The organism is Bradyrhizobium sp. PMVTL-01 (genome assembly GCF_051861855.1).
GTDB lineage: Bacteria > Pseudomonadota > Alphaproteobacteria > Rhizobiales > Xanthobacteraceae > Bradyrhizobium.
This window is the reverse complement of sequence record NZ_CP193982.1, coordinates 5,002,472-5,027,956: the sequence shown is the minus strand read 5'-3', so window position 1 is coordinate 5,027,956 and position 25,485 is coordinate 5,002,472. Positions and strand designations below refer to the sequence as shown.

Genomic DNA, 25,485 nt, shown 5'->3' with positions numbered 1-25,485 from the left:
CTAACTCAAAGCTTCTTTCGCCGCCTTTAGGTCCCTAGCCTGAACTCCCGCATGGCCGAGGACGGCGTCGCCCTGCATCGAAACTAGGGCGTAGCCGTCCAAATAGCCGTTGCGTTCAAGCAGATCGTAATAGTCGGCAAAAGGCCGCAGCGCGTCCCGCAAGCGTTCAATCTCGTCGGCCGCCTCGACACAGGCGGGGTTATCAGACAACCAGTACCGCAACCGCTCCACGATATCCTGCATCACGCGTTCCTTTCCGGGCATTTGGTTGGCTCCGCGGTCGGGGTGAGGGCCAACAGCTTGCCGGCCAGCAACTCGACGGCCCCTGCGCCAGCGCTCGGGATGTGATGCCAATAGGTGCGCTCAACTGTCTCGATCGTGTCGGCCAGGATGCCGGCCACCGTCGCTATCGGAACCCCGTTCCTCAACATGTGGGTGGCCGCAGTGTGGCGCAAGACGTGGGGGCTTACCCGCTCAACCTCGGCCTGCTTGGCGACGGACTTCACGGCCCGCCAGATGCACGATTGGTTGTCGCAAACCAGATCTCCCTGGCGCTCTTCATAGGCCCGCAGCAGGATAGGGCGCAGCGTCGTCGATATCGGCACCACGGCGCGCCTCTTCTTTGTCACGGCGCGGCTTGGCACTCGGTAGTCGATCAGATTGAGCTCGAAGTCGACTCGGCCCCATGTCAGCTCGAGGATCGCCTGTCGGCGAGCTGCCGTTTCCAGCGCCAACCACAGGAACCGCTCGACCCGCGACATGCGGCTGCTCTGCGCGCTGCGATCGGCCGCGGCTGCCATTAGCTTCCGGATCTCGTCAACGCGTAGCCAGCGGTCGCGGGGAGGGCTCTTCGGCGGCATCTCCCAGACCGGCACGTCGGCCTTGCTGATGGTCTTGCGCTTGGGATCAGCGTGCCAGTTGAAACATGCCAGCATGCGCGTGAGCTCGCCCCGGATCGTTCCTGACGTAGCGGGGCAGCGGCCGATTTCACCGTCTTCCCGCAGCAGGATGTACTCTTCGATCTTGTCGACGTTGTCGGCGCCCTTCCGGGTGAGCTCCGGCAGGGTCAGCGCCCCGAAGTGAGGCTGCAGATTATTCCAGCACGTATTGAATGACCGCGTGTCGGCGCAGTTCTTTTCCGCGTGCCTCTTGAAGTAATCGTCCCACAGATCTTGGACGGTGTAGATTGGCGTCGCACCGGCTTGGTCTGCGGCCTCGCCCTTCAACCACTCGCCGAGGAAAATTTGCGCCGCAACCTCTTCCGTCTGGCCAGTGCTCTGACGCTTTGAACGTCGACCTTCGGTCCAGTGAATGTAGAAGGTGCCGTTGTCGTGCTGTCGCAAGCTGTAGGTCGGCATTTGATACGCTCCCGATAAGCGTCAAGGTCGTCCGCGCCGATCAAAACCGGCCGACGTTTGAGATATCCAAGTTGTCCAGTGAGCCGTAACCGCTTGACCGTAGAGGTTGAGCAGTGGAGCTCGGCCGCGACTTCCGCTTCAGTCAGGAATTTTGTTCGCATCGTCGGCGTCGAGCAGCGAGAAGATTTTAATTGCTGTCGATGTGTGCACGAGGCGATTAATGCGTAACCACGCCTTCGACGGATCGGCCGGCGACACGCGGAATTCGAGCTCGGGGTTGTCCCGCTCGATGGCGCTTTCCGTGTAGTTTGGCAGCAGTTGCTCCGGCTTCACATCGAGAGCCTTCGCGAGCTTCTCGAGGTTCGCGGGCGTCGGCAGCGATGCCGCCCGGATGTACACCGACACAGCATTGCGCGGGATGCCTGCCTGGCGCGCGAGATCAGCCTGCCGCCAGCCCTTGTCGAGCATCAGCTTATACAAGCGTCGCGCGAATTCTTCTTTGGTGAGTTGCTTGGGAATGAGAGGCGACTTTGAATGTTTTCTAGGTGGCAGATGTGTACGTGAAGACTTAGCCATTTTTGAACGCCTTTGCTACTTTATAAGGACTTCACACTTGTGGATTATGTGTATGCCTAATGTATGTCATGCATACCCCGGCGTATGGCATACGTCAAGCGTCGCAAAAGACCTTTTAAAACAAATTCTAACGCGCGCCGCTTCGCAGCGTAGCGTATGCCGTCAGGCGCGGAAAAACCGCATATTTTCGCGGGAAGCGCAGGAATTATGCAAGTGAAAATTGTTGACTTTGTGTCTTAAGGTTGCCATACATTTTGATACAGGTGCATACAAAGGCTAAAATTCGTTTCAACTTTAAGGCATCACCGCAAATGCTAACCAGCCGCAGATCCCAAGAGCTAAGCCAGTATTTCGCTATAAAACGAGATCTTACCGCCGCTGACCGGGCGGGAAACGCCGAGGACGTCGAGTTCCATATTAATGAACTTTACGGAATACACATGCATACAGAGAGCGACCGGCTGCGGGCGGCCTGCTCCAAGACTATAGACGCCTATCGCAAGCCCACCGGCGTGCTGATAGCTTGATCGAGTTCACCTTAGCGGGTGCCCCGCGCGGCAAAGAACGCGTCAAGACTGCGGCAGATGGGCACGCCTACACCCCGGAACGCACAGTGTCTTTTGAGGGACGGCTTGCCTATGCGGCTCAGCTCGCTATGGCAGGACGCCCGCCGCTCGACGGTCCGCTCGAGCTCGATGTCAAGATGTATTTCGCCGTGCCGGCCTCGAAGCCGGCGCGATTCCGCCAAGACGCGTTGGCGGGCAAGATTCGGCCCACCGTTAAGCCCGATTGGGACAACGGCGGAAAACTGACCGACGCGCTCAACCTCATAGTGTGGATCGACGACAAGCAGGTCGTCGATGCTCGCGTGCGCAAGTTCTACAGCGACCGGCCGCGCACCGAGATTCGAGTGACGCCGGTCGACAACGGAGTTTTCGCGTGACAAGTTCATCTTCAGGCTGCACTTGCGGTTACGCCGTCGGCATGGGCCATGCGCTGAGTTGCCCAGCGCGTGAAGTGAAAGTCGTTAGCGGCCTCGTCCAGCAGAAGCAGAAGCAGGAAGCAGGCTCGAAGTTCGACGCTGGCAAGGCGCGCATCGACCTGATTGCACCGGAGATGCTGTTCGGCACGGCCGAGATCCTGACATTCGGCGCTGAGAAGTACGGCGAGCGCAATTGGGAAAAAGGTATGTCGTGGTCGCGCCCGTTCGGCGCCCTGATGCGTCACTTGTGGGCGTGGTGGCGCGGCGAGAAGAACGACGCCGAGACCGGCAAGCCGCATCTCTGGCACGCGTCCTGCTGCTTGATGTTTCTGATCGCATTCGAAGCGCGGAGCGAGGGGACAGACGACAGGCCGCGCAAAATCACGTCTTGACTGTATCAAATAGCGTGATACAACGTAATACAATTAATCATTTCCTAGCTTAGCCGGTTTGCCTGGTTTCATGCAGCCTCTCCCGACACAGATCAGCGGCGCGCTGTTTCTCGCGAGAAACAAAAACGCGCTGCTCGCGGACGAGCCCCGCGTCGGGAAGACGGGCGCAGCAATCCTGGCGGCGGACTTCAATCTCGAACAAGACATTCTGATCGTCACGACTGCATCGGGGCGGCCGGTCTGGAAGCGCGCGGTGCCACAATGGTCCGCTTTCCCGCGGGACGTGCGCGTGCTGAACCGGCCGCCCCGGGAACGGCTCCGCGGCGTTACGATCGTCGGCTGGCCGCAGATCGCCGAACCGGCAATGCGGGCAGCGCTGCTGCAACAGCGGTTCGACCGCGTCATCCTCGACGAGAGCCATTACGCAAAGAGCTTCGACGCCAAGCGAACCTGCGCCGTCTACGGCGACGTTCTCGACGGCGGTACTTTCCGCGGCACGGCATCGGCAATTGCCGATCGCGGGGAGGGCGTGTGGTGCCTCACGGGGACGCCGCTCCCGCATTCGCCCGCTGACACCTATCCGATGCTCCGCGCGCTCGCGCCGGAGCGCCTGAAGGCCGACGAGGCCAAGGGGTGGGCCGACGTCACGAAGTCGCAGGACTTCCTGCACCGCTACTGTATCGTCCGGATGAAGGCGACGTCGCGCTTCCGCAAGATCCCGGTCGTCGTGGGTGGCCGCAATCTCGACGAGCTGCGCGAGCGCATGGCCGGCTTCTTCCTGCTCCGTACACAGGCCGACGTCGGCATTCGCCCGCCCGTTTACGAGCTTCTACCGCTAATGGTCTCGGACGCCGCCAGGCGCGCTGCTGACGGCGACGCCGATCGGTCGGCCGTCCTCGCAGCGATCGACGCCGGCAAGACGCGCGACCTTGAGATGCACCTTGGGCCGCTGCGCCGGCAAACCGGCCTGATCAAGGCACCGGCAGTGGCCGACGCTGTACGCGAAGAGTTTGCCGGCGGGCTCGACAAAATCGTCCTGGCCTACTGGCACCGCGAAGTCGGCGACATCCTGCAGCACGAGCTCGCCGAGTTCGGCGTGCTCCGCTTGGACGGCGCCACGCCTGCCACGGAGCGCGGCGCCATCGAACAGCAGTGGCTCAATGATGCATCGAAGCGCGTCTTTCTCGCGCAGATCGTCGCAGCCGGCGAAGCAATCGATCTCAGCAGCGCGGCCGTCCTTTGGTTCGTGGAGGCGTCGTTTACGCCGAAAGACATGAAGCAAATGTCGCTGCGGATCACCAACCACACGCAGACCCGCCAAGCCATCGTCCGGGTTTGTGTGATCGAAGGCTCAATCGACGAGGCAATTCAGGCCAGGCTCTTGATGCTCTGGACCGCAATACGAGAAGTCATAGGAGACACCACCGCATGAAGATCAATCTGCACCTTGAGGCCAATAGCGTCGGCGAACTGCACGCGCAGTTGCGCGAAATGCTTGGCTCGACAGCAATCGCGACTGTGACTTCGCCGCCGATCGCGCCCGATCAGCCGGAGAAGACGGAAACCACGAAACGCCAGACGGCCGCCGAAAAGAAGGCCGCCGAGAAGGCCGCGAAGGAAGCTGCGGAAGCCGCTGCCGCTGAAGCCGCCGCCAAGACGCCGGAAAAGGTTGAAGAGGCCAAGCAGGACGTCAAGGACGAGGCGGCCGAGCAGAAGGCGCCGGAGCCCATGAAGCTCAACCATGATCACGTCCGGACGATGCTCGGCGGCTACGTACAGGCATACGGCATGGCGAACGCGCAGGCAGACGGCGCCGACATGATCGGCTTCGCCAAGATCAGCGAGATCCCCGACGACCAGGCCAAGCTTGCCGCGGCCGTCATCGGCATCGCCACCGCGATCGAGAAGAACCCGAAGAACCGCGACATCGAAGGTGATGGCATCACCGCCGAGAAGATCGTGCAGCTGAAGCTGATCGTCGACGCCGCCAAGGCGGCGAAGTAAGGGAACCGACATGACCAAGCTGGCCGTTCACGCAGACAGAGATCATGCCACCTGGGCGGCCAGCTCTACCGCCCGCAACTGGAACTGTAGCGGCGCCATCGCTCTCAACCGTCGAAATCCAGCCCCGGAGGTTGAGAGCGATGCGGCCGCCTGGGGTACGGCGTGTCATCAGCTCGCCGAGAAGTGCTTCAGGCACAACCGCCACCCCGACGAATACATTGGCACCGTCGAAACGACCAAGCAACACAAGATCGACGTCGACGAAGAGGTTGCCGAGACGACCGAAATGTACGTCGATTATGTACGCGGCCGTGTTGCCGCCTACGTGCAGGAATTCGGCGAAGAGCCGGTCGTCGTTCACGAGCAACCGCTGCCGCTTGACCGTCTCGGCGGCCCTTATGACGCTGGCGGCACGGGGGACACGGTCATGTATTTTCCGCGCTGGAAGCTGCTCGAGATCGACGATCTGAAGGGTGGGCGTGGCGTTGTCGAGGCGGCCGGCAGCAAGCAGCTTCGGACTTACGGCCTCGGCTCGCTGCTAGCGAACCGCGGGCTCGACGTCGAGCGCGTCATGACGGTTATCATCCAGCCCCGTGCCAGCTACGTGTTGCCGAAAGATATCGAGTTCATCGTTCAGCCGGACGGGTCATTGCTGTCGGTTGATGGTTCAATCTACGTCTCGAAGGACCGGAAGATCCGCAGTGAGACGTTACACGTAGCCGATCTCGTCGAGTGGACGGCCGAACTGCTCGAGCGCATGAAGCTCGCAAAGCAGGCCGACGACGAGTTCGACACGATGCCGTTCGCTGCGTGGTGGGCGAAATGGCTCAAGCCCGGCAACTGCGAGTTCTGCCCGTCGGAGGGCAATTGCCCGGCGCTGAAGCAGAAGGCGCTTGACGCCGCGCACGTGTGGTTTGACGATCTCGACAAGCCGCAGATCAGCAACAACCCAACGTTCGATACGCCGGAGATGATCGCGGCCGATCTCGATATGCTCGACATGATTCAAGACTGGATCAACGCGAGGCGCGCTATGGCGCACAAGCTGGCCGAAGCCGGCACGACGATCCCGAACTACATTCTCGTGCCGAAGGAAAAACGGGAAATCTGGCTGCCTGGCACCGAGGACAAGGTCCATGCCGCCGCGAAGTCGGCCGGGCTCCCCTCCGAGAAGTACACCAATCCAGCCAAGCTGAAGACACCGAAACAGGTCCGCAAAGCGCTTGGCAAAAAGGAATCGCTGGTTGCCGGCCTGTCCGAAACGCCAGCGGGCGGGACGAACCTCGTTCGCGCCGACAAGACGACGCGCCAGGCAATCCCGTCCGGTGTGGATCGTTTCTTCAACGATGAAAGTGAGAAGGTTTAAATGGGCAGCAGATCAGAACAGTTCAAGACGGGCCTCGTGCGCGTCGCCTTTGTCGACGGCCTCTTCGAGGTGAAAGAAGACGATTGGGGCAACAAATACTGGGGTTGCACCATTCTAATTCCGAAGAGCGACAGCCTGGCCGTCTACGAGAAAGCCGCCCTTGAGGCGGCCGCTGCTGAGTGGGGCGGCGCCGAGAAGGCGATGAAGATGATCAAGGACAAGATCATCCACAGCCCGTTCCTCGACGGCGACGGCCCGCAGGGCAAGAGCAAGGCGACTGGCGAGCCGCATGCGGGCTTCCCGGGGCATTGGTTCCTTCGCGTGAAGTCCGGCGAGGCCTACCGGCCCGTGCTGGTTGACCAGAAGAAGCTGCCGATCGTCTCGAAAGATAAGCTCTGGAGCGGCTGTTTCGGCTACAGCGTGCTGCACAGCTTCACCTGGGACAACCCCAAAAAGGGCAAAGGCCTGACCTTCGGCATCGACATGCTGCAGCTCGCGAAGGAAGGCGATCGGCTCGGCGGGGGCGGCGGTGTTGACGTCGACAAGTGGGCCGAGACGATCGCCGACGAGGGCGGCACCGAACTGGTTGCTACACTGGCATCGAAGGGTGCTGGCGGCCTTTTTGGCTGACTCTGTTGTATCAAGCGTCGCAATACAGCGGGATACGTCCCGCTGTTTCACCGCAAACCCTGACCGGAGTGCCCATGACCAAAGCAGACAATCCGCGCGCCGTGATCGGCGACAACAGCGAAGGCGCCAACAACGCCGCGACGAAGTTCGCCAAGGATCAGCTCAAATCGATCATTGAGCGAATCGAGCGACTCGAAGAGGAAAAGAAGGCGATTTCCGATGATATCCGCGATGTCTACGCGGAGAGCAAAGGGAACGGTTACGACGTCAAGGCGCTCCGCACGATCGTCAAGCTACGTAAGCTCGACCCGGCCACGCGCCAGGAGGCGGATACGATCCTCCACACCTACATGCACGCGATCGGAATGGACGTGTTCACATGAGGGTGCTTCTTATCGAGAAGGACCCCGCCGTCGCGCAGTCGATCGAGCTTTGGCTGAAATCGGAGCGCTTCAACGTCTACACCACCGACGACGGCGAAGAGGGTTTGGATCTCGCCAAGCTCTACGACTACGACATCGTCATCTGCGGAAACACACCGTCGGCCACGCACGACGATACCGTGCTGTCAATGCGCAAGGCCAACGTCAGGACGCCGGTCATCGTCCTGGCGAACAGGAACGCCCCTGAGCTCGTCGCGCGTTCGCTCAGCCGCGGGGCGGACGATTACACGTCGTCGCCATTTCACCGGGACGAGATGGTCGCACGCATCCATGCCGTTGTGCGCCGTTCGAAGGGCCACGCCGCGTCGACGATCCAAACGGGCAGTATGTTGCTGAACCTCGACACGCGCACTGTCAGCGTCGACGGCCAGTCTGTGCCTCTGACCGGCAAGGAATATCAGATGCTCGAACTGCTGTCGCTGCGCAAAGGTACGACCCTGACGAAAGAGATGTTCCTAAACCATCTCTACGGCGGGATGGACGAGCCGGAGCTGAAGATCATCGACGTCTTCATTTGCAAGCTGCGGAAGAAACTGTCCCGAGCCGGCCTAGAAGCCGGCGACGTCGTACGGACGATTTGGGGCCGTGGCTACATGCTCGAAGACCCCGTCGTCGAGAAGGTGGGGCTCGGACCCCCGACGGTTAGCAATCCCGTCGGTTTCGCGGAGACGGTCTGATGAGCGATGTTCTGGACGAATGGCGAGACGTTGACCAACCCAACATCGCAGACGAACTTGACGCCCTGGCCGCCGAAGGTCGCGTAACGAACGTATCGCTCAGCCGGCGTCACGGTGGTGGCTGGCAGTGCTACCTGACGCTCGGCCGCACGGGCACGCACATTGCGCAGATCGACGACACCCCGTCCTCCGCGCTCGCGAAGGCGATCGAAAAGCTGCCGACGACGGAGGCCTACGACCTGAAGTTCAGTGCGGCGGCCGTGTCTGAACGCGCGAAGGAAGGGCAGCAGGCCGCAGCGCCGGCCGAACCGGTGGGGATCTTCGATTGAGCGACGATCTGATCAAGCGGCTCGACGAGCTGCACGCTGCCGGCAAGATGCACGGGTTCTCGCTGTGGCCGTCCGCTGGCGGCTACCAGGCAAATCTGGCCGTCAGTCACAATGGCTGGCGTATCCGCAACGGCGCGACGCCAGGCGAGGCAATCGCCGAGCTTCTCAGCGACACACCTGAGCTCGAAGTGCGTGACGCCGAGATGGTGGCTGCACGCGAAGTGTTCGAACCCGAACCGCCTGAAGATGACAACATCTTCGGCTGAGTGCCAAATCTGGCTGGATGAGACGAAGTACGTCGTCGTCGATCCGATCGACTACGAGTGGGCACGACAGTGGCGCTGGCAGGCGACGTTCAACAGCACCGGCAAAAAGTTCTACGCGACCCGCACCACATGGACGCGGCTTGCAGACGGCACGCGGAAGCGGATCAAAGTCTACATGCACAAAGAGATTCTGAAGCGGGCAGGGAAGCGGCCGCGTAGCATCCATCACACGATCGGCGATCACGGCGACGGCAACAGCGCGAACAACCGCCGCTATAACCTGTCGTGGGCGACGATCCGCCAGAATAACAACTGGCACAAGCGGCGCTGCCTGCTGCAACAGAAGGGCTTTCTTGACGAGCAGGGGGCGGCGCTGTGACGCTGAGTCTTGATTGGGAAACACGGAGCGCCGTCGACATCAAGACTGAAGGTGTCTATCGCTACAGCACGCATCCGACCACGGAAGCGCTGATGGCGTCGTACAAGATCGGCGATGGCCCGACCCGCCGATGGTTGCGAGGCCAGCCTTGCCCTGACGACATCCGCGCACATGTCGAGAGCGGCGGCACGATCAAAGCTCACAACGCGGGGTTCGAACGCCTGATTTGGTGGAACGTCCTGGCGAAGCGCTACGGCTGGCCGAAGCCGCGGCTCGAAGCGTTCGTTTGCACAGCGGCTACTGCAGCCGCGATGGCGCTCCCGCGCGATCTCGCCGGCCTTGGTGCGGCGCTCGGCCTCGACGCTCAGAAGAACAAAGACGGCATGGCGCTGATCCGGTTCTTTTCTGTGCCGCGGCGGCCGAAGAAGGACGAGCCGCCGGGGCTTTATTTTCACGAGCCCGCAGATCATCCGGAACGTTTCGAGCAATTTAGATCGTATTGCGATACGGACGTCGAATCTGAACATGAGGCGGACAGCCGCATGGTGCCGCTGTCGACTGCCGATCAGCAGATGTATTGGATCTCGGAATCGGTAAATGACAGAGGCATCCGGATCGACGTCAAGTCGGCCCGTGCCGCATTGCGCCTCGTCGAGCGCGCCAAGGTCCTGCTAGACAAGCGGATGGCCGAAGTCACGAACAAAGCGGTCACGGCTTGCAGCCAGGTCTCGAAGCTCGTCGAGTGGATCAACGCGCAAGGTGTGCCGATCCCGTCGGCGGCGAAGGCCGAGATCGAAGAACTGCTAGAGACCGACGATCTGCCGGCGCACGTCCGAACCGCGCTCGAACTGCGCCAGGAAGCGGCCAAGACATCGACGTCGAAGCTGGTCGCCTTCCTGAAGCGCGCCGGCGATGACGATCGCGTGCGCGGCGCCTTCCTGTTCCGCGCGGCTGGCACGGGGCGCTACTCGTCCGTCGGCGCGCAGCTTCACAACCTGCCGCGGCCGCGCAAGATCTACAGCGATCTGGCCGAGAAGGAAAAGCTCGACCTGCAAGTCCTGTTCGAGAACTTCCGCCACGGCGATCCGGAATGGCTGCGCCTCAATTACGGCGACGAGCTCGGCAAGCCGCTGCATCTCGTCTCCGACGCGATGCGCAGCTTCATTTGGGCCGCCCCGGGGCACGAGCTCTGCGTCGCCGACTATTCCGGCATTGAAGGCGCGGTCGCGGCGTGGTTCGCCGACGAGACGTGGAAGGTCAAGGCGCTCTTCGAGATCATGCACGATCACGAGGAGAAGCTGCCCGATATGTACCGGCGCGCGGCGGCTGGCATCTTCAACACGACAACGGACCTAATCGGCAAAAAGGATCCCCGGCGCCAGGTCGGCAAGGTCTCTGAGCTGTCCCTGCAATACCAGGGCGGGGTGGGGGCGTTCCGGTCGATGGCGCGCAACTACAGCCTCAAGATCGAACCCGTCTACGAACCCGTGTGGGGTGTGGCGTCAGATGAGCGCCGGGCGGCCGCCGAGAAGCGCTACGAGGCCTGCGTGAAGCGCGGGGACCCGACGACAAAGGTGCTTTCCCGCAAGGCGTGGCTGGCCGCCGAGCTCGTCAAGGTCGGCTGGCGCGCCACGCATCCCGCGATCACGGGCTGCTGGCCGGCGCTGCAGGACGCGATCGTGCAGGCGATCCAGAACCCCGGGCAGATCATCACCGTCAAAAAGGTGTCCTACCTTGTCAAGATGGGCTTCCTGTGGTGCCGGCTGCCAAGCGGCGGCCGTTGCCTCGCCTATGGCTCGCCCCGGCTGTCCCGACAGGTTTGGGTGCGGCACGGAGACGGGAAGGGCACTTGGGACGAAGAGGCCGTCGTCATGGAGCGGCGCCACGCCGAAGCGCTGGTTTCCGTCGGCCTTGCCAAGATCGAGAGCGAGGCGAAGCCGTCCCCGACGGCGCTCGGCGTCGACAGCGTCACGAAGCGCTGGACCCGCTTTGCGCTTTACGGCGGCCTCGCTTTCGAGAACATCGTTCAGGCAATCGCGCTCGACCTGCTCGAGAACGGCATCAAGCTCGCCGAGGCGAATGGCTACCCCGTTGTCGGCCACGTGCACGACGAGATCATCACCGAGAAGCCGCGCGGGACGAGCGACCTGAAATTCTTCGAGGACCTGATTTGCCGGCTGCCAGATTGGGCGGCCGGCCTGCCGTTGACGGCGAGCGGTTTCGTCGGCAAGCGGTACCGGAAGGACTAAGTGTTAACCCCCCGGGGATGAGAGCCGATGAAGGAATCACCGAACAAAGACGATCTGCAAGCCGATGTGGTTTTTATTGTTGAGGAGCTTCTTATGCTATTCAATGAGGCTGGATCAGCCACGTCGGGAGCACCTTTCATGCGCGCGTTCTCAACGCCGCGAAACATCTAGGGCTTCTGACATAAATAGAATGAGGTAGCCCATGGCACTCCCGCCACCTGACTGGACCTTGTCGCGAGATGAGATCGACGCCATCATGAGCACGCCCCTATCCCTCAAGGACTCCTTTCTGGACAAGGTTATGGCTGCGGAGGCGCAGCACGTCGAGGCTGGCATCCGCCACGCGCTGGGGCGCTGGGTGAGCGAGCTGGAGCCAGTCCTGATGTACCGCGCCGGCAGGACTAGGCCCTACGGTGTGACAGCCAAAGGGCACAACGAGGCGTACATTGACATCGAGTGGGATGAAAATTTCTATGTCCGCGATCGGCCGGCGACCTACCCGGTTCGGCTATACTCGCGCACCTAAGCCAGATGAGAGGAAGCGATGAGCGAGATCACCCTGCGAATAGAAGCCGCCCTGGCCGAGGTAATAGCGGAGCGCGGCGACAAGGCTCTAGCGTCGGCCTTCGGTCTCTTTCTGGCAGGCCATAAGGACGAGCTCGGGCGTGCAGCTATCAAGGCCATGCGCGACTGCTCCCAAGGCATGCGGATTGCCGGACATGCCGCGCTGACAGAATCGGACGCCTGCGCAGCCGACCTGGGCAGCCAGATTGGATTTGGCGCCCTTGGCGACGCTTGGCGCGCAATGATCGATGACGCCTTAGCCCGTCGCACCCCCTGAGGGACTAGACTGCTAATTCCAGCGCAGCCGTGACAGCCGGCGCACGGCTCAGCTATCTAGCGCGCCGCGCTTTGAGGATGCCGTATGCGCTGAGCGCGCCCGCGGAAAACGTCCCGTAGGCGATTAGATAAACGGTGGTGTTCGCGGCGAAGCTGTGCCGCCTCGGCGCAAACGACATAACCTGCGCCTGGTTTGCTGTGAACGCCAGGGTCAGGCCGTTATAAGCACCCTTGTTCGGGGCGGTAGGGAGCGCGGCAGATGCCGTGTTTGTGGTGGCAGCCAGGAAGGTAGGGGCCGCGCCGCCAGACGGCGAAAACACTACGGCCCCGCTGATTTCATAGTCGCCGGCCGGGAACGTATAGGAGGTCACGTTCGCAGCCGTATTGGTGGTCAACGCTACCGCAGCCCCGGACAGCACTTCCGATTCGATATATTCGCCGAGCTCGCCCGCGGCTGCGTTCCCGTTGCTCGTCTCTCCCGGAAGATGCCCCGTAAGGAAGCTCTTGATCCACGCCTTTATGCCACCGAAGCTGTAAGGCTTTGGCGTTGCTGCGCCCTGGTTATCGGCGCCAAACAAAACACTGTTGTCGTCGGTCGGCCCGTCCGTGTCTGCGGCGGTCGATTTGAGATCGTACATCGCTCAGCTCCAATACAGCAGGCCGCCGGCCCAAACGATTTGAACGCTGCCCCAGATGAAACCCGTCGACGCTGGGTACGCCGGCCCGAGAGGATCGCCCACCGCAGAGATCGTGCGGCTGTTCGCGTGCGTAAGCGGGTAGGAGAGCGGGAAAGCCATTAGACGCGCAAGCCGCCGACGGTGGTCGTCAGGCTCGTCGCACCGCCAGAGCCTGACTGCGCCGCGCGCACCTGACACTGCGGCAGCTCAAAGCCGCCGTGACCGGCCGCTGTTTTGGTCACGAAGGTATCGCCGTTCTGATCGACGTCGAGCCAGTTCGTACCATCAGGCGTCCACTGCAACTTGACCGTGGCGCCGTTGAACGTCCCAACAACTGCAAAGACACCGCGCCCGCCGGGCCAGTCGGCACCGTTGCTGTTGCCGTCGGTCGTCCGTGCCGTGAACAGCGCCTGGTTGCCAGAGTAGGACATCGCGGCCTCACAAAAATAGCGGTTCCCGAATGTACTGTCTCTCGTTGTTATTGACAATGGAATACAAACGACATACAACTTGATACAAGCGATTCAGGCGGAAAATCTGGATAGGGGTGGCAGCCCTAATCGTCCTGCCAGGCACCCGCGTGCAGCGGGCCGGATTTTCTACCTGAACCGCTTCCCGCACTACGGAGCACAACCTTTGTCAAAACCGAAGCCGAAAAACCAGCGCTCGAAACGCACGTCCATGTGGCTGGACAACAGCCTGCGCGCGAAGCTCGACCAGAAGTCCGTAGCGGAGGGCCGCTCGCTCGCGGGCACGATCGACTTCTACTTGCGCAAAGGGCTCGGCCTGCGCCTCCCGGGCAAGGATGCAGCGCCGGAGAAGACCGATGCGACCATCTTTGGATGATCTGCGTCGCGCTCGCCCGGATCTCGCGCTCGCCGTCTACGCCATGGAGCCGGGCGGGGAGGTGACGCTCGAAATTTACGACGGCGGCCAGGTCTACGCCTTCAAGGGCGCGACCGAAGCTGACGCGATTCTTGCGGCATTCCCGCAAGAGACGGCCCCGCCGGCGCCAGTAGGCCCGGATCAGCACGTCGAGCCGAATACGCCTGGCGGGGCCGAACCTTCACCACCGCAACTGCCTGACCGCAGCATCTTCGACTGACCAACGGAGGATCAATCACAACATGTCGAGCAGAGAGCGCGAAAAAGAGAAACGCGAGGCGTGGGCACGCAAGCAGGAAGCCGCAGAACGCGAGCGGAACCGTCGCGCGAACCTATCTATGTACAGCCGTATCGAAGAATTCGTGGAAGACGAAGAGTTGCGCAACATCTTGCACGCGATCTGCCAACACATCGGCATGCAGGACTACTAGCCATGCACGTCTATGAGAGCTCCGAACACGAGAGCCTGCGGGCTGTCGTGCGCTGCCTTACCGTGAACTACGGCCAGGCCGACGCTCATTACCGCGTCGAGCAGGCGCGCAAATTCTGGCGCGTCGGCCGGTTCTCAGAGCTCAGCCCGTTCGGGGCCAACGCCGTCCGCAAGACCCTCGAAAAGCAGCTGCCGCTGCGGGGAGACTACACCTGATGTGCAATTGCATGAAAGAGGTCAACGAAAAGCTGGCCGAGCACAACACGAAAATCGAACTGCCGTTGATCGGTCGGCAACAGCCGTTCGTCAGCACTATCAAGCTCGACGACAAGAAACGCGGCAAGCCGATTCTCGTGTTCGCGAGCTTCTGCCCGTTCTGCGGCGAGAAGTACCCGAGCGAAGAAGTTGCGGCCTGCGTCGGCCTCGGACGGAACGATTGCGAGGTTTGCGGCCAGCGCGAAGGCGTGCACGACGCTGTATTTGACGGCTGGGTCTGCACGGAATGCAGCTCCGGCTGGGAGCCGACGCGCAATCTGGGAAGCCCCGAATGAACCTGACCGGCATCCTACTCGTCTGTCAAATCGTCGCGTCGTCCGGTTGGCTGGACTTCAAGCAGAAGCTCGTCATCGCCAGAAGCGAAGCGGTTTGCCACGAATGGTCGAATAACCACGGCGGCTACGGGCAAGTTGCGTACTGGCGTGCGTTCGACATGAGCAAAGACCGCGACCGTATAGAGTTCGAAACCAAATGCGGCCCCGGCGGGACGGATTGCGTCTCGACGTTGCCGACCCCTTAAACACCAACGGAGACCATAGACATGCCCGCAATTGCCGATCAAGTCGCCACCATCGAACACGACCTTGCCGTCGCGCTCGCCAACCTCGACAGCGTGAAGTCCGAGGCGGCGCAGCTGAAGCAGGCGCTGTCCGCCCTGCAGACCGAGCACATCGCGTTGCAGGGACGGCATATGGAAGCTGTCGCGCTGTTCGATGAAACCCGCCAGCACGCGCAGGCCGTCGCTACGGCCGCGCTGACCATGCTGAAGGTATCGCGCCCGCAAGCCGGGGCGGCGCCCGTCAGCGAGGGCACAAAAGCACTGCAGTCGCTGACGATCAGCCCGGAGGCGAAGATCCCGCTGCCGTTACAGGCTCAGATCAACGCCAAGGTTGCCGAAGCGATCGAACCGGAGAAGACCGACGTCCGCCCGGAGCTCCCGATCATTGACCAGGGGCAGCAGGAAACGACCGTCGAGCCCGTGCAGGGTGACAGTGGTGACGAGCACCAGCCGATCGACTTCTCGAATGTCCCGGACCCTGCTGACGTCGCAGCGCGACTGAAAACCGCACGGGAGAACATCGCGCGTACCGTTGCGGCTATCCGCAGTGTCCCGATCGCGGCCAACAGCGGCGATGAGAATCAGCCCGCACCGAAGCCCGTCTCCGTGGAAGAGAAGCAAGCCGCCATCAACGCAGCCCACGCCGCTCTGCACGCGGCCGAACTGCTTCCGCTGCTCGAAGACCAGGATGCCGGCAACGCTAACGCGCTGGCGTCCGAAGCACCCGAAGTCCTGCAGTTCAAGCCCGTCGCGATCAGCAGCGACGTCACGAACACCGATCGCCTGCGCGCCCACATGACTGAGGCGAAGGACGACCCGCTGCCGATCTTCCTGCAGCCGCGCAACCTTCCTGCCGGCGTGCCGCCAGGCAACGTGCTCGGCTAGTTTGTATCGAATAGAATTTGACAGCTTGATACAACGGGGCGTAGCCTAAGAGCCCGCTGCCCCAAAAGAGAACGGCGGGCCCGCAAAAGCCCGCCGCCAATCACCACCGCAATGCCCTAGCGCCTGACCAGCGAAGGACGATTCATGTCTATAATGTCTCAAGACACAATGCAAGGACTCCGCGGTTGGACCGACCAGGAGGCCGGGCTAGTTAAGCAGTGGTGGGCCGCAGGGTGGTCCGCCGGCATGATTGCCAATGAGTTAACGGGTCGGTCGCGCAACGCGGTCCTTGGTCTTATCGCGCGAAAACAGTTCACCCGCTCGAATCAGCCGCCCCGCGAAAAGGTAGCGCGCAGCCCCAAGCCGCCGATGAGGGCGCAACCGAAACAGCGCGCCACGCGCGACCCCGTACGGCCCGCGTCCGGCGAAGATCGAACCGAGCAGCCTGCACAAGCACGAGCCTACGGCGCCGGGATCTCGCTGCTTGAGCTGCGTAACGATACCTGCCGCTGGCCGAAGGGCACGCCAGGTGAGGCGGGGTTCGCCTTCTGCGGTGAGCTCGGCGCTGACCTTTCTGAAAACCGCCCGTACTGCCCCTTCCACATGAACCTGCGAAAGAGGATCGCATGACACATACAGCTACGCCAAACGAGAAGAGCGACGCTGAGCATTTTGGCGATCTCCTGAGGAGCGAAGCGTCGCGATTGCGGGCGCTAGCAGACCGCCTAGGCCCCGTCACACCCGCCCAAGGATCGTTCAACAGCCTAATCGAGCTTCCCGAGTATCTGGACCGCCTTGAAGCTCAGTTACTGAAGCAGGAGCTGGATAGGATGGTTGGCGAAGAAACGCCGCCGTCTGTTTGGGCCGATCGCGTGCGCTCCGCTCTTGCCGCCCAGCCGCCGGCCGCTCGCGTCGAGACGAAGCCCTTCTATGGCGCCAAGTGTCCCTCCTACCCGAACTGCAATGGCGGCTGCGGTTTGGGGTGCACTCAGGAAATCGAGCAGCATCGGTGCCCGCGCTCATTGGCCGACACCGAGGCGCGCATAGCACTGGCGGACGAATTGATGCTGCCCGGCGGAACGCATCCTTATCTCGGGCGCAGGAAGCGAGACATGATCGTCGCCGCACTCAGAGCCGCCTCCAATGAACCGCAGGGAAAGCATCAATGAGCGAACGATCGCATATGGAGCTGCTGCGCGAAATCATCGAGCAGCAGTACGTAAATCACCCGACCGCATGCGGAACATCGTTCGGGGAGATCCTTTGCTGGGAGATCCACAGCAACGGCATGACGTTCGTTTGGCTGGCAGAGAAGTGGGGTCTCAGCCTGGCCATGCTTGGCGAACTGATCTGGGATCACTGCAAGCGGCTCGAAGCTCTCCCGGCGGTGAACCACTCGTATAAAGCTGGCGGGGCCGCTCGGCCGCTGGCCGAGGCGAAAACTTTCCCACTGCTTGTGAGCGCGGAGCGGCTGGCACAGCAAATTGCCGCCGATCCCGATCTTGAATGCGAAGCAGGCCCCGATCTGTCTCGCGCTCAACCGCACGGAGAGGGAATGTTTGACGCGTGGTTCGACGGGCGCTTTCCTGATCCAGATGGCTGCACTTCGCATCTGCCGAGCGGCTTCAAGGGTGATTTGCGCAGCGCATGGAATGCCGCACTCTCGCTCCCATCTGCCGGCAGAGACACGGTGGCCTTCCCGCGCTGGTGGGTTCAGCAAGCGCGTGACCGGCTTTTCGCTATGGGCAAGCTGCCATCCGGCCCGCTCGGGGATTGGGCGTTCTTGTTCCGCGAGATGTTGAACGACGCCCTGTCCGGCGCTCCACCGCAGCCAGCGCCACAGCAGCATCTGCGCATCCTTCGCGACTTGGCGATTGCTGCCGACGCCACCGAACTGATGCTTAGGCCGTATTATCCCGGCGAGGCAGCCTCTCTGCACGCGAAGGTTAAGGCCGCCAAAGAGATCACAGACACGTCAATCTGCAAGACCTGCCGGGGGCACGGCTGGATCGATGACGACAAGGGCGGCCACACCTGCGCGAATTGCACGTCCCCAGTGACGCGCTCGGAGGCCACGTGATGGAAGACCTTATTTGGATCGGCAACACGCTATATCCAAGATGGATCGTGTTTCTCGGCATCGGCTTGATTGTAATTGCTATCGCTGCTGTCACTTCATCGGTGTCGCGCCCAAACAGCGAGAGCGGCAAATGACCGGCGTCGTCACGTTCGCGCACGCGCACCCTTTCACGCAGGCCGAGCTCGACGACTTCGAGCAGGCGATCCTGGCGTGTCAGAACCGGAACAGGCTCGTCGCCGAATTGGCGAAGACGTCGCTCGGCGCCATGGTCCAGCACCACGGCGTAGCGAAGTGCAATCTCATGATGCACGCCCTGAACCATAAACATGGCACCGAGGACACGCAGCAATGAAGCGGGCAGAGATCTGCTTTGTCGAAAAAGTAAACGACCAGGGCGCGGGGGCGATTCAGTACGTCCGCATGCCGGACGGCTACCTCGTCGATTGCGGTTACGGCCCCAATTCCGTAGAGCGCGCCGACTTTATCCGCGACGCCGTGAACGCCGCCATCGAGAAGAGGGGCGGTGAATGAGCGACGAAGTCGAGTTGGCCCGGACAGCGCTATCAGAGAAGATGCACGCCTTAGCGGACAGTGGGCACGCCCGCGCGGCTGAACTGCGCGAGAAAGCTGACGCGTTCGACGCTGCCACGCAGGGCTTCTACGCTCAGCCGCAGACATGCACCATCCAGAAATTCTTTGGCTGCTTCGCCCGCGCTCGTCGCTTGTGGTGCGACATCACAGGTGAATCGGTGGTGTAGCCGTGAAGCTCGACGAGAATGGCCGCTGCCCTGTTTGCTTGAAGAAGCCACTGCCCTACAGGCGCAGTGGCAAATTCTTTTGCACGGGCTGTCACCGTGATTTCAGCATCAAGACCGGCGAGTGGATCGCGAACTGGGCGTGGAAGCCCGTCTGCGGCGAGCTGTTCCCAACCTATCCGCATTCCGATTACGTCAACGCTAAACCGACAGCAGCGGCTCTCCGGCGCGGTCGCACTCAACAGATGGTTGGTGGAGAAGCCGTGACGCGAACAGCTCTGTCAGAGAAGATGCACGCTTTAGCTGACGGCGGCCACGCTAGAGCAGCCGAGCTGCGCGAAAAGGCTGACGCGTTCGACGCCGCGACGCAGGGATTCTACGCTCAGCCGCAAACCTGCACAGTTCAAAAATTCTTCGGCCACCATGTCCGCGCTCGCCGCCTGTGGTGCGACATCACAGGTGAACCGCTGATATGAGCGTCTACGTCGACGAGGCCAAATACCCGTTCGGGCGCTACGTGATGTGCCACATGTGGGCGGACAGCCGCGAAGAACTCTTCGCAATGGCCGACAGGATCGGCGTGCAGCGCAAATGGTTCCAATGCCCGCCCAAAGCGTCGTGGGAGCATTTCGACATCGCCAAAGCGAAGCGCACGCTGGCGGTGCGCTACGGCGCGATCGAGACAGACAAATACGGCCCTGTGGTCCATGTCGCGCGCCTGCGCGGGGATACGAAGAAGATCGCCACGATTGAGTGGCTGCGCATCAAGTTTGCTGGTGGGGTTTTCGATTGACCGGGCCTACGACGTTTGAAGCCTTTTGGGCGATGGGCTTCCGTCGCCTTGTACCCGTAATCCCGCACGACGCCGAGATTAGCGAGCGCTCGTCACTCTATAGCCGCGTCGGCACGCATCAGGACAGCCGCGGCAAAGCCGTCGGCGTCAAGGGCCAGGACGGCAAATGGTTCGGCTTCGACTGGCTGCCGCACGAGGCCGACGAGCGCGACCTGAAGCGCTGGCAGGCGATGGGCGCCGGCATAGGGGTAAAATGCGGACAGGGCCTGATCCTGATCGATGCAGATACGATCGACAAGCAGCACGCGGCCCTGATACAACAGGCCGTCGTTAAGCATATCGGCGTGCTCCCGACCCGCATCGGCAACTTCCCCAAGGCGGGCTATCTTTGCCGCGTCTCCGAGCCGATCCGCTACACGCGAATCGACTTCGGGCCTTTAACTGAGCGCAACCAGCCGCGCGACCGCGTCGAGATCCTGAGCGACGGCCGTCAGTTCGTCGCGCACGGTGTCCATCCCAAAACCAAGGCGCCGTACGCCTGGCCGTTCCCGCTGAGGCCGCTTGCCGAGCTCCCAGTCGTGACGCCGGCAACGATCGTCGCCTTGCTCGAGGAGCTGCGCACGCTCTTGCCGGCGGCAAAGCCGATCGTCACCGAGGGCGCGCAGAACGACGTCAACCAGGCCTCATTGCGAGGAGATCTCGAAAAGGTAAAGGCCGCAGTCGCCGCCACGCCCAACAGCAGCAAGGCGTTCCCGACGCGCGAATCGTATCGCGACTTCGGATACGCGATCAAAGCCGCCTTGCCAGATCACGAGGCCGAAGCGTTCGAGCTCTTCAGTGATTGGTGCGCGCGCTGGGAGGACGGAGAGAACGAGCCGGGCGTCGTGGAGGCCGATTGGCGCCGCATGAAGCCGCCGTACCGGCGGGGGGCCAATTGGCTCTATGAGCTCGCCGAGCAACACAACCCGGACCAGTTCAAGCGCGTAGATGCGTGGTTCGATGAGCTCCCTGACGAGCCTGCAAGCCTCTTCACACAAAGCACGCCACGCACAGAAGAGCCCGACGATTCGGCCCCGATCAAATGGGTGGATCCAAAGGATTGGGCCGGCGTTACGCCACCAAAGCGCAAATGGATCATCGCCGGCATGATCCCCGACGGCGAGGTGACGCTGCTCACAGGCGCGGGCGGTGTTGGCAAGACGCTGTTGGCACAGCAAGCCGCAACAGCCGTAGCTCTGGGCGTCCCGTTCCTCGGACGCGAGACTGAGCGGTGCAAGGTCATGCTGTTCCTGTGCGAGGACAGCGAAGACGAGCTGAACCTGCGCCAGCGGGACATCTGCCTCGCCATGGGCGCGGATCTCGAAGAGCTCAGCCCGTGGCTGCGCATCTCGTCGCGCAAATACATGGACAACCTGCTCGCCGTCTGGACGTCCTCGAGCTCGGCGATGCGTCGCACCGCGGTTTGGGAAAAGCTGCGCCACGACGCTGTCACATGGGGCGCAAAGCTGCTCGGTGTCGACACGATTGCTGATACCTTCGGCGGCAATGAAATCGACCGGTCACAGGTGCGCCAATTCGTGCAGAGCTGTCTCGGCAAATTGGCGCAAGAGATCGGCGGCGCCGTGCTCGCGCTCGGACATCCATCCAAGGCCGGCCAAGCTGTTGGCGGCGATGGCACGTCCGGGTCGACGGCCTGGCACGCGTCTGTGCGCTCGCGCTTGTACCTGCAGCACGCCACAAAGGACGGCACAGGGCCGTTCCGGAGGCTTGAGAACCGCAAGGCCAACTACGGTGCTTCAGGCGACGTGTTCATGCTGCGGTGGCAGCGTGGCGCGTTTGCGCTGGAGAGCGCCAAGAGCGGCGCGGTGCTGGAAGATGACACAGGCGAGGCCCGCAAGGCCGCTACGGCCCCTATTAAGTCGATGGGCAACGTTGTCGACGACGCATTGCTCGAGGCCGTTGATTCGGCCGCGCTGGAAGGCGTGGCGATGAGCAAGGCCCACAACTCGCCCAATTACGCGCCGCGCGTCCTGATCAAGCGTTCTGACGTCCTGGCGCTATACGGGGTCGATGACGTTTCGGCGAGCTGGGAACGCTGCTTCAAGGCGGGCAGGGTGGCGGTGGCCGTAGTCGGCAGGAAGCCGTCTAACCGTATGCCGATTGTAGGCTTCAAAGTGGTCCGCGAGATCACCCCGCAAGAGGGTGAAAGCGTCTTTGGCTGAGTGCATCAAAGTAACTTTTCGGCTGCATCAAAGTAAAAGTGACATACGTGCTAAGTGCTTGAAATCGTTGCATCGAAGTAGCTTTGATGCGTTTTTGCATCGAAGTGCATCAAAGTAAAACGCGGTTTGCATCAAAGCGGTTCAGAACGTTCTGAAAACAAAGGAAAAAGGCGCGCAACGTATGTCTGCATCAAAGTGCATCAAGGTACTGCATCAAAGTAACCCATCCTTCGGATGGGGTTGCGCTAGGGCGCGCAGCTCCACCCCATCCGTCGTGATTTGGATCGCGGATAGCATACATATGCGCGACCAACAGCGGGCCGAAGTTAGACAGCGCGGCCTGGCCGCTTGTGTTCGTCGCAGCGACGGCTCGGCCAGATGCGATCGGAGGCGAGAGGCGCACCGAAGCGAAACACGACCTGGCACGTGGCGCAGGCCGTTTCCCAAATTTTAAGTTTTGTCAGACTACCGTCGCTGCGCTGATGATCCACGATGTCAACGCAACGGTAGGGTTGGCCTTTGTAGGTTTCGGTATCTCCGATCTCAGCTGTGTTCAGCAGCATTTCAAAACCTCCGAAAAGAGAAACCCCGCAGGCTGGTGTGGGGCGTTTGATGATTCGCTTGACGCGGATCTAGCGGTGGCCGCAACAGCGGCTTGCGACAGCGATGCAACCATGGGCGGGCGATCACGCGAAAATATCCTCCGGTTGGGTTGCGGCGGGCAGGGCGCTTTCGAATGCCAGGTGAGCGCGGCGGGCGATAAGTCGGCAATCGGCCGCGGCCAGTTTGAGATCGGACATCGTTGGCTTTGCGCCGCGCGCGGTCAGCGCTAGCAGTCTGTCGTGGATCTGCTCCAAAGCGGTTAGCAGAGCTTGCGTGTTAGCGCTGTTGGCGGCCTTGCCGCAGAACGCGACGCCGTCCTCAAAACCGCGCTCTGAAGCTTCTTTGACCTTTGCGTCAAGCTCGCGATTGAATTCGTTTTCGGCGTCTCGTCGGCCTTCATCTTTGCCTTCTTCGAGCCCGTCCTCGTAGCCTTCTTTGCGAGCTTCCTCCTCGCGCTGCTCAGCGTCCTCTTCCGTGATCCGATCGTCGTAAGCGTCGGCGACTTTTGCGCGCATCGCGAGGCTGAGCTGCGGCGACAAGTGTGCCACGGTGTAGCCCTCAAAAACTATTTCATCCCCATAGACGTCAAACATCTCGCTGTTCTCCAGTTTCGGTCATGTCAGATGTCCTGCGTTGTCTCGCGGTGATTGATACAGTTTAAGCGGCGGTTATTGCGGCCTTGGCCGCGTCTTGTGTGTCGAAGTCTAGGAAGTATTTGGCGCTGTCGAATAAGCGCCGCGCGGCGTCTTGTGTGGTGCCGCTTTGGATCGTCATGAGCATGAAGCGGCCGTATCGGTTCTCGTAGGCATAGACGGGCGACCCCGGGTACGCGCGGTATTTCTTGACGGCTTTGCCGTCGCGGCTGGTGCTTTCTACGCGCACAATCCGGATGTTGTGGGATGTCTCCGCAGGGCGTCCCGATCCGAAGGCGAATTGCGTCACGCGTGTTTCGACTATCGCGATGATGTCGCCTTTGCGGTAGCGTTTGAAATCGCTCACACCCATTCTCCCTTCGCGGCGTAGGCATTCCAATCGTTCCAGCCCATGAGGCCGTTGCAGTTCAGCGCGGCATAGATCGCGAGCAGGGCACGTTCGGTTGCGTCGAGGGTGTCGCGCTTTTTCGGGCGACGGTCGCGGCAGTCGGTTTGATAGTTGGCGCGCGGGTAGTTCACGGCTTAGTCCTCCGCTACAAGGCTGAATTCGTCATCGGCGCCAAAGCGGCGCTGACGGTACTGTTCGGCAGCCTCTTGGGTATCGAAGCGTCCGACCACGACGGGCTGCAGGACGTCATCCACGGCGCCGTGAAGCGGAAACTGCAGGACAACAAAGCGGCCGGTCATGCGCGCACCAAGCGGTATTTCTTGGCGTTCCACTTGCCGAGCCAGAGGTACGCGGCGTTGGCGCTGTCGAAAGTCTTGAGCGTGTACCAAGTGCGGCCATCGGCCTGGAGGCGTTGAAGAGCGACCATGTGTGTCTCCGTTGCTGGTGAAAGCAACGTATGTCATTTGTATGCTAGTTGCAAGAGGCAAAATACAGACATCTTGAGATTTTTTCGTTCGACGCCTATCCTGCGGAAGGCGGGCAGATTTCCCGCACGCTAGGTTTTTGGGGTTATTCTCAGAACGAGGAAAAGCGCATTGAGGCTGCGGAAGGGGCAGTTAACGCCGATGGAACGGGCTTTTGCGGCCAAAATGGACCTTTCGGGCGATCCGGCCTATTCGGCCGAGAAAGCCGGCTACGCTCAGCCGGGGTCTGCGGCGAGCAAGCTGATGCGCAATCCCGACGTTTTGGACGAGGTTCGGCGCCGAGCTCGCACGCGTCTGCAGACGGAAGGCGCCGAAGTCGGCGTGCGCGTCCTGATCGAAATCGCTAGCGATCCCAAGCAGAAAGGCAGCGCGCGGGTGGCCGCCGCAAAGGCCCTGGTGCACGAGAGCGGCGTAGCCCGAGCGCAGACGCTGTCCGAGACGGATCTAGCGGAAATGCCGCCGGATCAGCTCCAAGAGCTGCTCGGCCAGGCGCGGCGCGAGCTGGCGGAACGGCTGGCTCGGCGCAACACGATTGAGGGTAAGGCGGTACCGATTGAGGCGCCGAGCGCGCAAGATGCGCCCAGCGTGTTCGAATAAACTCAATCATTTCAATGGTTGTGTGAGTATACGTGATACTCATAAGGCTTGATGGCGCCGGCTCGGAGGCGCCTCGGCCCGGCCTGGCCGCGGGCTGCCCCCTGGGGACGGTTTGCCGCTGAAGTTGCCGGCGCCGTCGGACGCTCAAACAAAAATCCGCCCCAAAAACCGATTCCGGAAATCATGGTCCCGCTTAGTCGCATCAACGGTTTAGCGCCGTTTCGGCCCGCGGAGGAAATCAACCATTTCCTGCGGATTGGTACAAAAATTGACGATGTATGTTTCGACGTGATACAGCGACGAACACTGACCACTGCAACAACCGCAAAAGGATTGCTGACCATGTCTTCCACACGGCCTTCTTTCGCTCACGCCGCCGCGCTCAAGTCGGCTCAACTGGGCCAAGCTGTCAACGGTGAGGCTAACGCACCGCGGCGTCACACCGACATCGACATTGTCGACGATACGTTGGCGTTGGCGAATGGCGTCGCGTCCCGCGTTCAGGCGCTTGCCGATTGTCTTCTCGGCCATCTGCCTGAGGGCGGCGCCGGCTCCGGTGCTGAGGAAGTCGCGGGCGGTGTGCTGCCGCGGCTCGCGCAATCTGCCATCCACACTCGTCAGCGGCTCGCCGCGGCGGTGGACGCGCTGGATCGCATCCAAGCCTCGCTGCCGTAAGCGCCGCGTCACTCCCGCCACCGCAAATCCC

At 61.7% G+C, this 25,485-nt stretch carries 45 protein-coding genes and 2 pseudogenes; 34 read left to right on the top strand and 13 right to left on the bottom strand.

Annotated features, from left to right (window positions below; all coding sequences use genetic code 11):
• The 4 genes and pseudogenes from ACRQ5Q_RS24590 to ACRQ5Q_RS24575 form a co-directional block, all read right to left on the bottom strand.
• Positions 1-243 carry a hypothetical protein gene (locus ACRQ5Q_RS24590; RefSeq protein ID WP_439392602.1) on the bottom strand — a complete coding sequence of 81 codons (243 nt, stop codon included), beginning with the start codon at positions 241-243 and terminating at the stop codon, positions 1-3.
• Positions 243-1,358 carry a site-specific integrase gene (locus ACRQ5Q_RS24585; protein ID WP_439392601.1) on the bottom strand — a complete coding sequence of 372 codons (1,116 nt, stop codon included), beginning with the start codon at positions 1,356-1,358 and terminating at the stop codon, positions 243-245. The genes ACRQ5Q_RS24590 and ACRQ5Q_RS24585 overlap by 1 nt, the downstream gene beginning before the upstream one ends.
• Before the next feature lie 65 nt (positions 1,359-1,423).
• Positions 1,424-1,519 (bottom strand): annotated as a pseudogene (locus ACRQ5Q_RS24580) (hypothetical protein); the annotation flags it as partial.
• Positions 1,497-1,826: a helix-turn-helix domain-containing protein gene (locus tag ACRQ5Q_RS24575; protein ID WP_439392600.1), complete on the bottom strand. Its 330-nt coding sequence runs from the start codon at positions 1,824-1,826 to the stop codon at positions 1,497-1,499. The gene ACRQ5Q_RS24575 and the pseudogene ACRQ5Q_RS24580, both read right to left, overlap by 23 nt.
• A 631-nt stretch (positions 1,827-2,457) precedes the next feature.
• On the opposite strand from ACRQ5Q_RS24575, the gene ACRQ5Q_RS24570 reads away from it, so the two are divergent.
• From ACRQ5Q_RS24570 to ACRQ5Q_RS24505, 14 genes are all read left to right on the top strand, one after another.
• Entirely contained in the window at positions 2,458-2,877 is a 420-nt protein-coding gene (locus ACRQ5Q_RS24570; protein WP_439392599.1) for a RusA family crossover junction endodeoxyribonuclease, read from the top strand.
• Between the two features lie 74 nt (positions 2,878-2,951).
• A complete protein-coding gene (locus ACRQ5Q_RS24565) occupies positions 2,952-3,308 on the top strand; it encodes a dATP/dGTP diphosphohydrolase domain-containing protein (protein ID WP_439392598.1) in 357 nt (118 codons plus the stop codon).
• Between the two features lie 70 nt (positions 3,309-3,378).
• Positions 3,379-4,740: a helicase-related protein gene (locus tag ACRQ5Q_RS24560; protein ID WP_439392597.1), complete on the top strand. Its 1,362-nt coding sequence runs from the start codon at positions 3,379-3,381 to the stop codon at positions 4,738-4,740.
• The gene (locus ACRQ5Q_RS24555) at positions 4,737-5,312 is read left to right on the top strand and encodes a hypothetical protein (RefSeq protein ID WP_439392596.1); all 576 of its coding nucleotides are present in this window, start codon (positions 4,737-4,739) and stop codon (positions 5,310-5,312) included. Before ACRQ5Q_RS24560 ends, ACRQ5Q_RS24555 begins: the two co-directional genes overlap by 4 nt.
• A gap of 10 nt (positions 5,313-5,322) precedes the next feature.
• Positions 5,323-6,678 carry a DUF2800 domain-containing protein gene (locus tag ACRQ5Q_RS24550; RefSeq protein ID WP_439392595.1) on the top strand — a complete coding sequence of 452 codons (1,356 nt, stop codon included), beginning with the start codon at positions 5,323-5,325 and terminating at the stop codon, positions 6,676-6,678.
• Positions 6,679-7,308, top strand: a complete 630-nt coding sequence (locus tag ACRQ5Q_RS24545; RefSeq protein WP_439392594.1) for an ssDNA-binding protein — start codon at positions 6,679-6,681, stop codon at positions 7,306-7,308.
• A 74-nt stretch (positions 7,309-7,382) separates the two neighbouring features.
• Positions 7,383-7,691 carry a DUF2312 domain-containing protein gene (locus tag ACRQ5Q_RS24540; protein ID WP_439399861.1) on the top strand — a complete coding sequence of 103 codons (309 nt, stop codon included), beginning with the start codon at positions 7,383-7,385 and terminating at the stop codon, positions 7,689-7,691.
• Complete coding sequence (locus ACRQ5Q_RS24535; RefSeq protein ID WP_439392593.1) at positions 7,688-8,428, top strand: response regulator transcription factor; 741 nt, start codon at positions 7,688-7,690, stop codon at positions 8,426-8,428. Before ACRQ5Q_RS24540 ends, ACRQ5Q_RS24535 begins: the two co-directional genes overlap by 4 nt.
• On the top strand, positions 8,428-8,757 hold the full coding sequence (locus ACRQ5Q_RS24530; RefSeq protein ID WP_439392592.1) for a hypothetical protein: 330 nt from the start codon (positions 8,428-8,430) through the stop codon (positions 8,755-8,757). The genes ACRQ5Q_RS24535 and ACRQ5Q_RS24530 overlap by 1 nt, the downstream gene beginning before the upstream one ends.
• On the top strand, positions 8,754-9,023 hold the full coding sequence (locus ACRQ5Q_RS24525) for a hypothetical protein (RefSeq protein WP_439392591.1): 270 nt from the start codon (positions 8,754-8,756) through the stop codon (positions 9,021-9,023). Before ACRQ5Q_RS24530 ends, ACRQ5Q_RS24525 begins: the two co-directional genes overlap by 4 nt.
• The gene (locus ACRQ5Q_RS24520) at positions 9,004-9,402 is read left to right on the top strand and encodes a hypothetical protein (protein WP_439392590.1); all 399 of its coding nucleotides are present in this window, start codon (positions 9,004-9,006) and stop codon (positions 9,400-9,402) included. Before ACRQ5Q_RS24525 ends, ACRQ5Q_RS24520 begins: the two co-directional genes overlap by 20 nt.
• The gene (locus ACRQ5Q_RS24515) at positions 9,399-11,651 is read left to right on the top strand and encodes a hypothetical protein (RefSeq protein ID WP_439392589.1); all 2,253 of its coding nucleotides are present in this window, start codon (positions 9,399-9,401) and stop codon (positions 11,649-11,651) included. Before ACRQ5Q_RS24520 ends, ACRQ5Q_RS24515 begins: the two co-directional genes overlap by 4 nt.
• A gap of 202 nt (positions 11,652-11,853) precedes the next feature.
• Positions 11,854-12,177: a hypothetical protein gene (locus tag ACRQ5Q_RS24510; RefSeq protein ID WP_439392588.1), complete on the top strand. Its 324-nt coding sequence runs from the start codon at positions 11,854-11,856 to the stop codon at positions 12,175-12,177.
• Positions 12,178-12,195: 18 nt separating this feature from the next.
• A complete protein-coding gene (locus ACRQ5Q_RS24505) occupies positions 12,196-12,492 on the top strand; it encodes a hypothetical protein (RefSeq protein ID WP_439392587.1) in 297 nt (98 codons plus the stop codon).
• A gap of 52 nt (positions 12,493-12,544) precedes the next feature.
• Here ACRQ5Q_RS24505 and ACRQ5Q_RS24500 read toward each other — a convergent pair whose 3' ends face one another.
• Together ACRQ5Q_RS24500 and ACRQ5Q_RS24495 are read right to left on the bottom strand one after the other, a co-directional pair.
• The gene (locus ACRQ5Q_RS24500) at positions 12,545-13,129 is read right to left on the bottom strand and encodes a hypothetical protein (protein ID WP_439392586.1); all 585 of its coding nucleotides are present in this window, start codon (positions 13,127-13,129) and stop codon (positions 12,545-12,547) included.
• A gap of 158 nt (positions 13,130-13,287) precedes the next feature.
• Positions 13,288-13,599 carry a hypothetical protein gene (locus ACRQ5Q_RS24495; protein ID WP_439392585.1) on the bottom strand — a complete coding sequence of 104 codons (312 nt, stop codon included), beginning with the start codon at positions 13,597-13,599 and terminating at the stop codon, positions 13,288-13,290.
• Positions 13,600-13,849: 250 nt separating this feature from the next.
• Here ACRQ5Q_RS24495 and ACRQ5Q_RS24490 point away from each other — a divergent pair, with 250 nt between their 5' ends.
• From ACRQ5Q_RS24490 to ACRQ5Q_RS24415, 16 genes are all read left to right on the top strand, one after another.
• On the top strand, positions 13,850-14,014 hold the full coding sequence (locus ACRQ5Q_RS24490; RefSeq protein WP_439392584.1) for a hypothetical protein: 165 nt from the start codon (positions 13,850-13,852) through the stop codon (positions 14,012-14,014).
• Positions 13,995-14,273 carry a hypothetical protein gene (locus ACRQ5Q_RS24485; RefSeq protein ID WP_439392583.1) on the top strand — a complete coding sequence of 93 codons (279 nt, stop codon included), beginning with the start codon at positions 13,995-13,997 and terminating at the stop codon, positions 14,271-14,273. Before ACRQ5Q_RS24490 ends, ACRQ5Q_RS24485 begins: the two co-directional genes overlap by 20 nt.
• 22 nt (positions 14,274-14,295) lie before the next feature.
• On the top strand, positions 14,296-14,484 hold the full coding sequence (locus ACRQ5Q_RS24480) for a hypothetical protein (RefSeq protein ID WP_439392582.1): 189 nt from the start codon (positions 14,296-14,298) through the stop codon (positions 14,482-14,484).
• A 2-nt stretch (positions 14,485-14,486) separates the two neighbouring features.
• The gene (locus ACRQ5Q_RS24475) at positions 14,487-14,699 is read left to right on the top strand and encodes a hypothetical protein (protein WP_439392581.1); all 213 of its coding nucleotides are present in this window, start codon (positions 14,487-14,489) and stop codon (positions 14,697-14,699) included.
• An 11-nt stretch (positions 14,700-14,710) separates the two neighbouring features.
• Complete coding sequence (locus ACRQ5Q_RS24470) at positions 14,711-15,034, top strand: hypothetical protein (RefSeq protein WP_439392580.1); 324 nt, start codon at positions 14,711-14,713, stop codon at positions 15,032-15,034.
• Positions 15,031-15,279: a hypothetical protein gene (locus ACRQ5Q_RS24465; protein WP_439392579.1), complete on the top strand. Its 249-nt coding sequence runs from the start codon at positions 15,031-15,033 to the stop codon at positions 15,277-15,279. The genes ACRQ5Q_RS24470 and ACRQ5Q_RS24465 overlap by 4 nt, the downstream gene beginning before the upstream one ends.
• Before the next feature lie 21 nt (positions 15,280-15,300).
• A complete protein-coding gene (locus tag ACRQ5Q_RS24460; protein ID WP_439392578.1) occupies positions 15,301-16,203 on the top strand; it encodes a hypothetical protein in 903 nt (300 codons plus the stop codon).
• 246 nt (positions 16,204-16,449) lie between these two features.
• The gene (locus tag ACRQ5Q_RS24455; protein ID WP_439392577.1) at positions 16,450-16,833 is read left to right on the top strand and encodes a GcrA family cell cycle regulator; all 384 of its coding nucleotides are present in this window, start codon (positions 16,450-16,452) and stop codon (positions 16,831-16,833) included.
• The gene (locus ACRQ5Q_RS24450; RefSeq protein WP_439392576.1) at positions 16,830-17,372 is read left to right on the top strand and encodes a hypothetical protein; all 543 of its coding nucleotides are present in this window, start codon (positions 16,830-16,832) and stop codon (positions 17,370-17,372) included. Before ACRQ5Q_RS24455 ends, ACRQ5Q_RS24450 begins: the two co-directional genes overlap by 4 nt.
• Positions 17,369-18,283 carry a hypothetical protein gene (locus ACRQ5Q_RS24445; protein WP_439392575.1) on the top strand — a complete coding sequence of 305 codons (915 nt, stop codon included), beginning with the start codon at positions 17,369-17,371 and terminating at the stop codon, positions 18,281-18,283. Before ACRQ5Q_RS24450 ends, ACRQ5Q_RS24445 begins: the two co-directional genes overlap by 4 nt.
• Positions 18,283-18,417 (top strand): hypothetical protein, encoded by a 135-nt coding sequence (locus ACRQ5Q_RS24440; protein ID WP_439392574.1) that lies wholly within the window; start codon positions 18,283-18,285, stop codon positions 18,415-18,417. Before ACRQ5Q_RS24445 ends, ACRQ5Q_RS24440 begins: the two co-directional genes overlap by 1 nt.
• The gene (locus tag ACRQ5Q_RS24435) at positions 18,414-18,635 is read left to right on the top strand and encodes a hypothetical protein (RefSeq protein ID WP_439392573.1); all 222 of its coding nucleotides are present in this window, start codon (positions 18,414-18,416) and stop codon (positions 18,633-18,635) included. Before ACRQ5Q_RS24440 ends, ACRQ5Q_RS24435 begins: the two co-directional genes overlap by 4 nt.
• Positions 18,632-18,814, top strand: coding sequence for a hypothetical protein (locus tag ACRQ5Q_RS24430; RefSeq protein ID WP_439392572.1), 183 nt, complete (start codon positions 18,632-18,634; stop codon positions 18,812-18,814). The genes ACRQ5Q_RS24435 and ACRQ5Q_RS24430 overlap by 4 nt, the downstream gene beginning before the upstream one ends.
• Positions 18,811-19,041 (top strand): hypothetical protein, encoded by a 231-nt coding sequence (locus ACRQ5Q_RS24425; protein ID WP_439392571.1) that lies wholly within the window; start codon positions 18,811-18,813, stop codon positions 19,039-19,041. Before ACRQ5Q_RS24430 ends, ACRQ5Q_RS24425 begins: the two co-directional genes overlap by 4 nt.
• A gap of 2 nt (positions 19,042-19,043) precedes the next feature.
• On the top strand, positions 19,044-19,514 hold the full coding sequence (locus tag ACRQ5Q_RS24420) for a hypothetical protein (protein WP_439392570.1): 471 nt from the start codon (positions 19,044-19,046) through the stop codon (positions 19,512-19,514).
• Entirely contained in the window at positions 19,511-19,831 is a 321-nt protein-coding gene (locus ACRQ5Q_RS24415; protein WP_439392569.1) for a DUF4031 domain-containing protein, read from the top strand. The genes ACRQ5Q_RS24420 and ACRQ5Q_RS24415 overlap by 4 nt, the downstream gene beginning before the upstream one ends.
• A gap of 92 nt (positions 19,832-19,923) precedes the next feature.
• On the opposite strand, the gene ACRQ5Q_RS24410 is transcribed toward ACRQ5Q_RS24415, so the two are convergent.
• Positions 19,924-20,169 (bottom strand): hypothetical protein, encoded by a 246-nt coding sequence (locus ACRQ5Q_RS24410; RefSeq protein ID WP_439399974.1) that lies wholly within the window; start codon positions 20,167-20,169, stop codon positions 19,924-19,926.
• Between ACRQ5Q_RS24410 and ACRQ5Q_RS24405 the strand changes: the two are divergent.
• Positions 20,062-20,346: pseudogene (locus ACRQ5Q_RS24405) on the top strand (hypothetical protein); the annotation flags it as partial. The gene ACRQ5Q_RS24410 and the pseudogene ACRQ5Q_RS24405 overlap by 108 nt on opposite strands.
• Before the next feature lie 87 nt (positions 20,347-20,433).
• Positions 20,434-22,053, top strand: a complete 1,620-nt coding sequence (locus ACRQ5Q_RS24400; RefSeq protein WP_439399860.1) for an AAA family ATPase — start codon at positions 20,434-20,436, stop codon at positions 22,051-22,053.
• 326 nt (positions 22,054-22,379) lie between these two features.
• Here the strand turns inward: ACRQ5Q_RS24400 and ACRQ5Q_RS24395 are convergent, their stop codons facing one another.
• The 6 genes from ACRQ5Q_RS24395 to ACRQ5Q_RS24370 all read right to left on the bottom strand — a co-directional run bounded on the left by ACRQ5Q_RS24395 (position 22,380) and on the right by ACRQ5Q_RS24370 (position 24,124).
• Positions 22,380-22,616, bottom strand: coding sequence for a hypothetical protein (locus ACRQ5Q_RS24395; protein ID WP_439392568.1), 237 nt, complete (start codon positions 22,614-22,616; stop codon positions 22,380-22,382).
• Between the two features lie 123 nt (positions 22,617-22,739).
• Positions 22,740-23,249 (bottom strand): hypothetical protein, encoded by a 510-nt coding sequence (locus ACRQ5Q_RS24390; protein WP_439392567.1) that lies wholly within the window; start codon positions 23,247-23,249, stop codon positions 22,740-22,742.
• Positions 23,250-23,313: 64 nt separating this feature from the next.
• Positions 23,314-23,655: a hypothetical protein gene (locus ACRQ5Q_RS24385; RefSeq protein WP_439392566.1), complete on the bottom strand. Its 342-nt coding sequence runs from the start codon at positions 23,653-23,655 to the stop codon at positions 23,314-23,316.
• Entirely contained in the window at positions 23,652-23,828 is a 177-nt protein-coding gene (locus ACRQ5Q_RS24380) for a hypothetical protein (protein WP_439392565.1), read from the bottom strand. The genes ACRQ5Q_RS24385 and ACRQ5Q_RS24380 overlap by 4 nt, the downstream gene beginning before the upstream one ends.
• Positions 23,829-23,831: 3 nt before the next feature.
• A complete protein-coding gene (locus tag ACRQ5Q_RS24375) occupies positions 23,832-23,996 on the bottom strand; it encodes a hypothetical protein (protein WP_439392564.1) in 165 nt (54 codons plus the stop codon).
• Positions 23,993-24,124 (bottom strand): hypothetical protein, encoded by a 132-nt coding sequence (locus ACRQ5Q_RS24370; protein ID WP_439392563.1) that lies wholly within the window; start codon positions 24,122-24,124, stop codon positions 23,993-23,995. Before ACRQ5Q_RS24370 ends, ACRQ5Q_RS24375 begins: the two co-directional genes overlap by 4 nt.
• A 169-nt stretch (positions 24,125-24,293) precedes the next feature.
• On the opposite strand from ACRQ5Q_RS24370, the gene ACRQ5Q_RS24365 reads away from it, so the two are divergent.
• Both ACRQ5Q_RS24365 and ACRQ5Q_RS24360 read left to right on the top strand, forming a co-directional pair.
• Complete coding sequence (locus tag ACRQ5Q_RS24365; protein ID WP_439392562.1) at positions 24,294-24,779, top strand: hypothetical protein; 486 nt, start codon at positions 24,294-24,296, stop codon at positions 24,777-24,779.
• A 183-nt stretch (positions 24,780-24,962) separates the two neighbouring features.
• A complete protein-coding gene (locus ACRQ5Q_RS24360; RefSeq protein WP_439392561.1) occupies positions 24,963-25,454 on the top strand; it encodes a hypothetical protein in 492 nt (163 codons plus the stop codon).
• Positions 25,455-25,485: the final 31 nt, after the last annotated feature.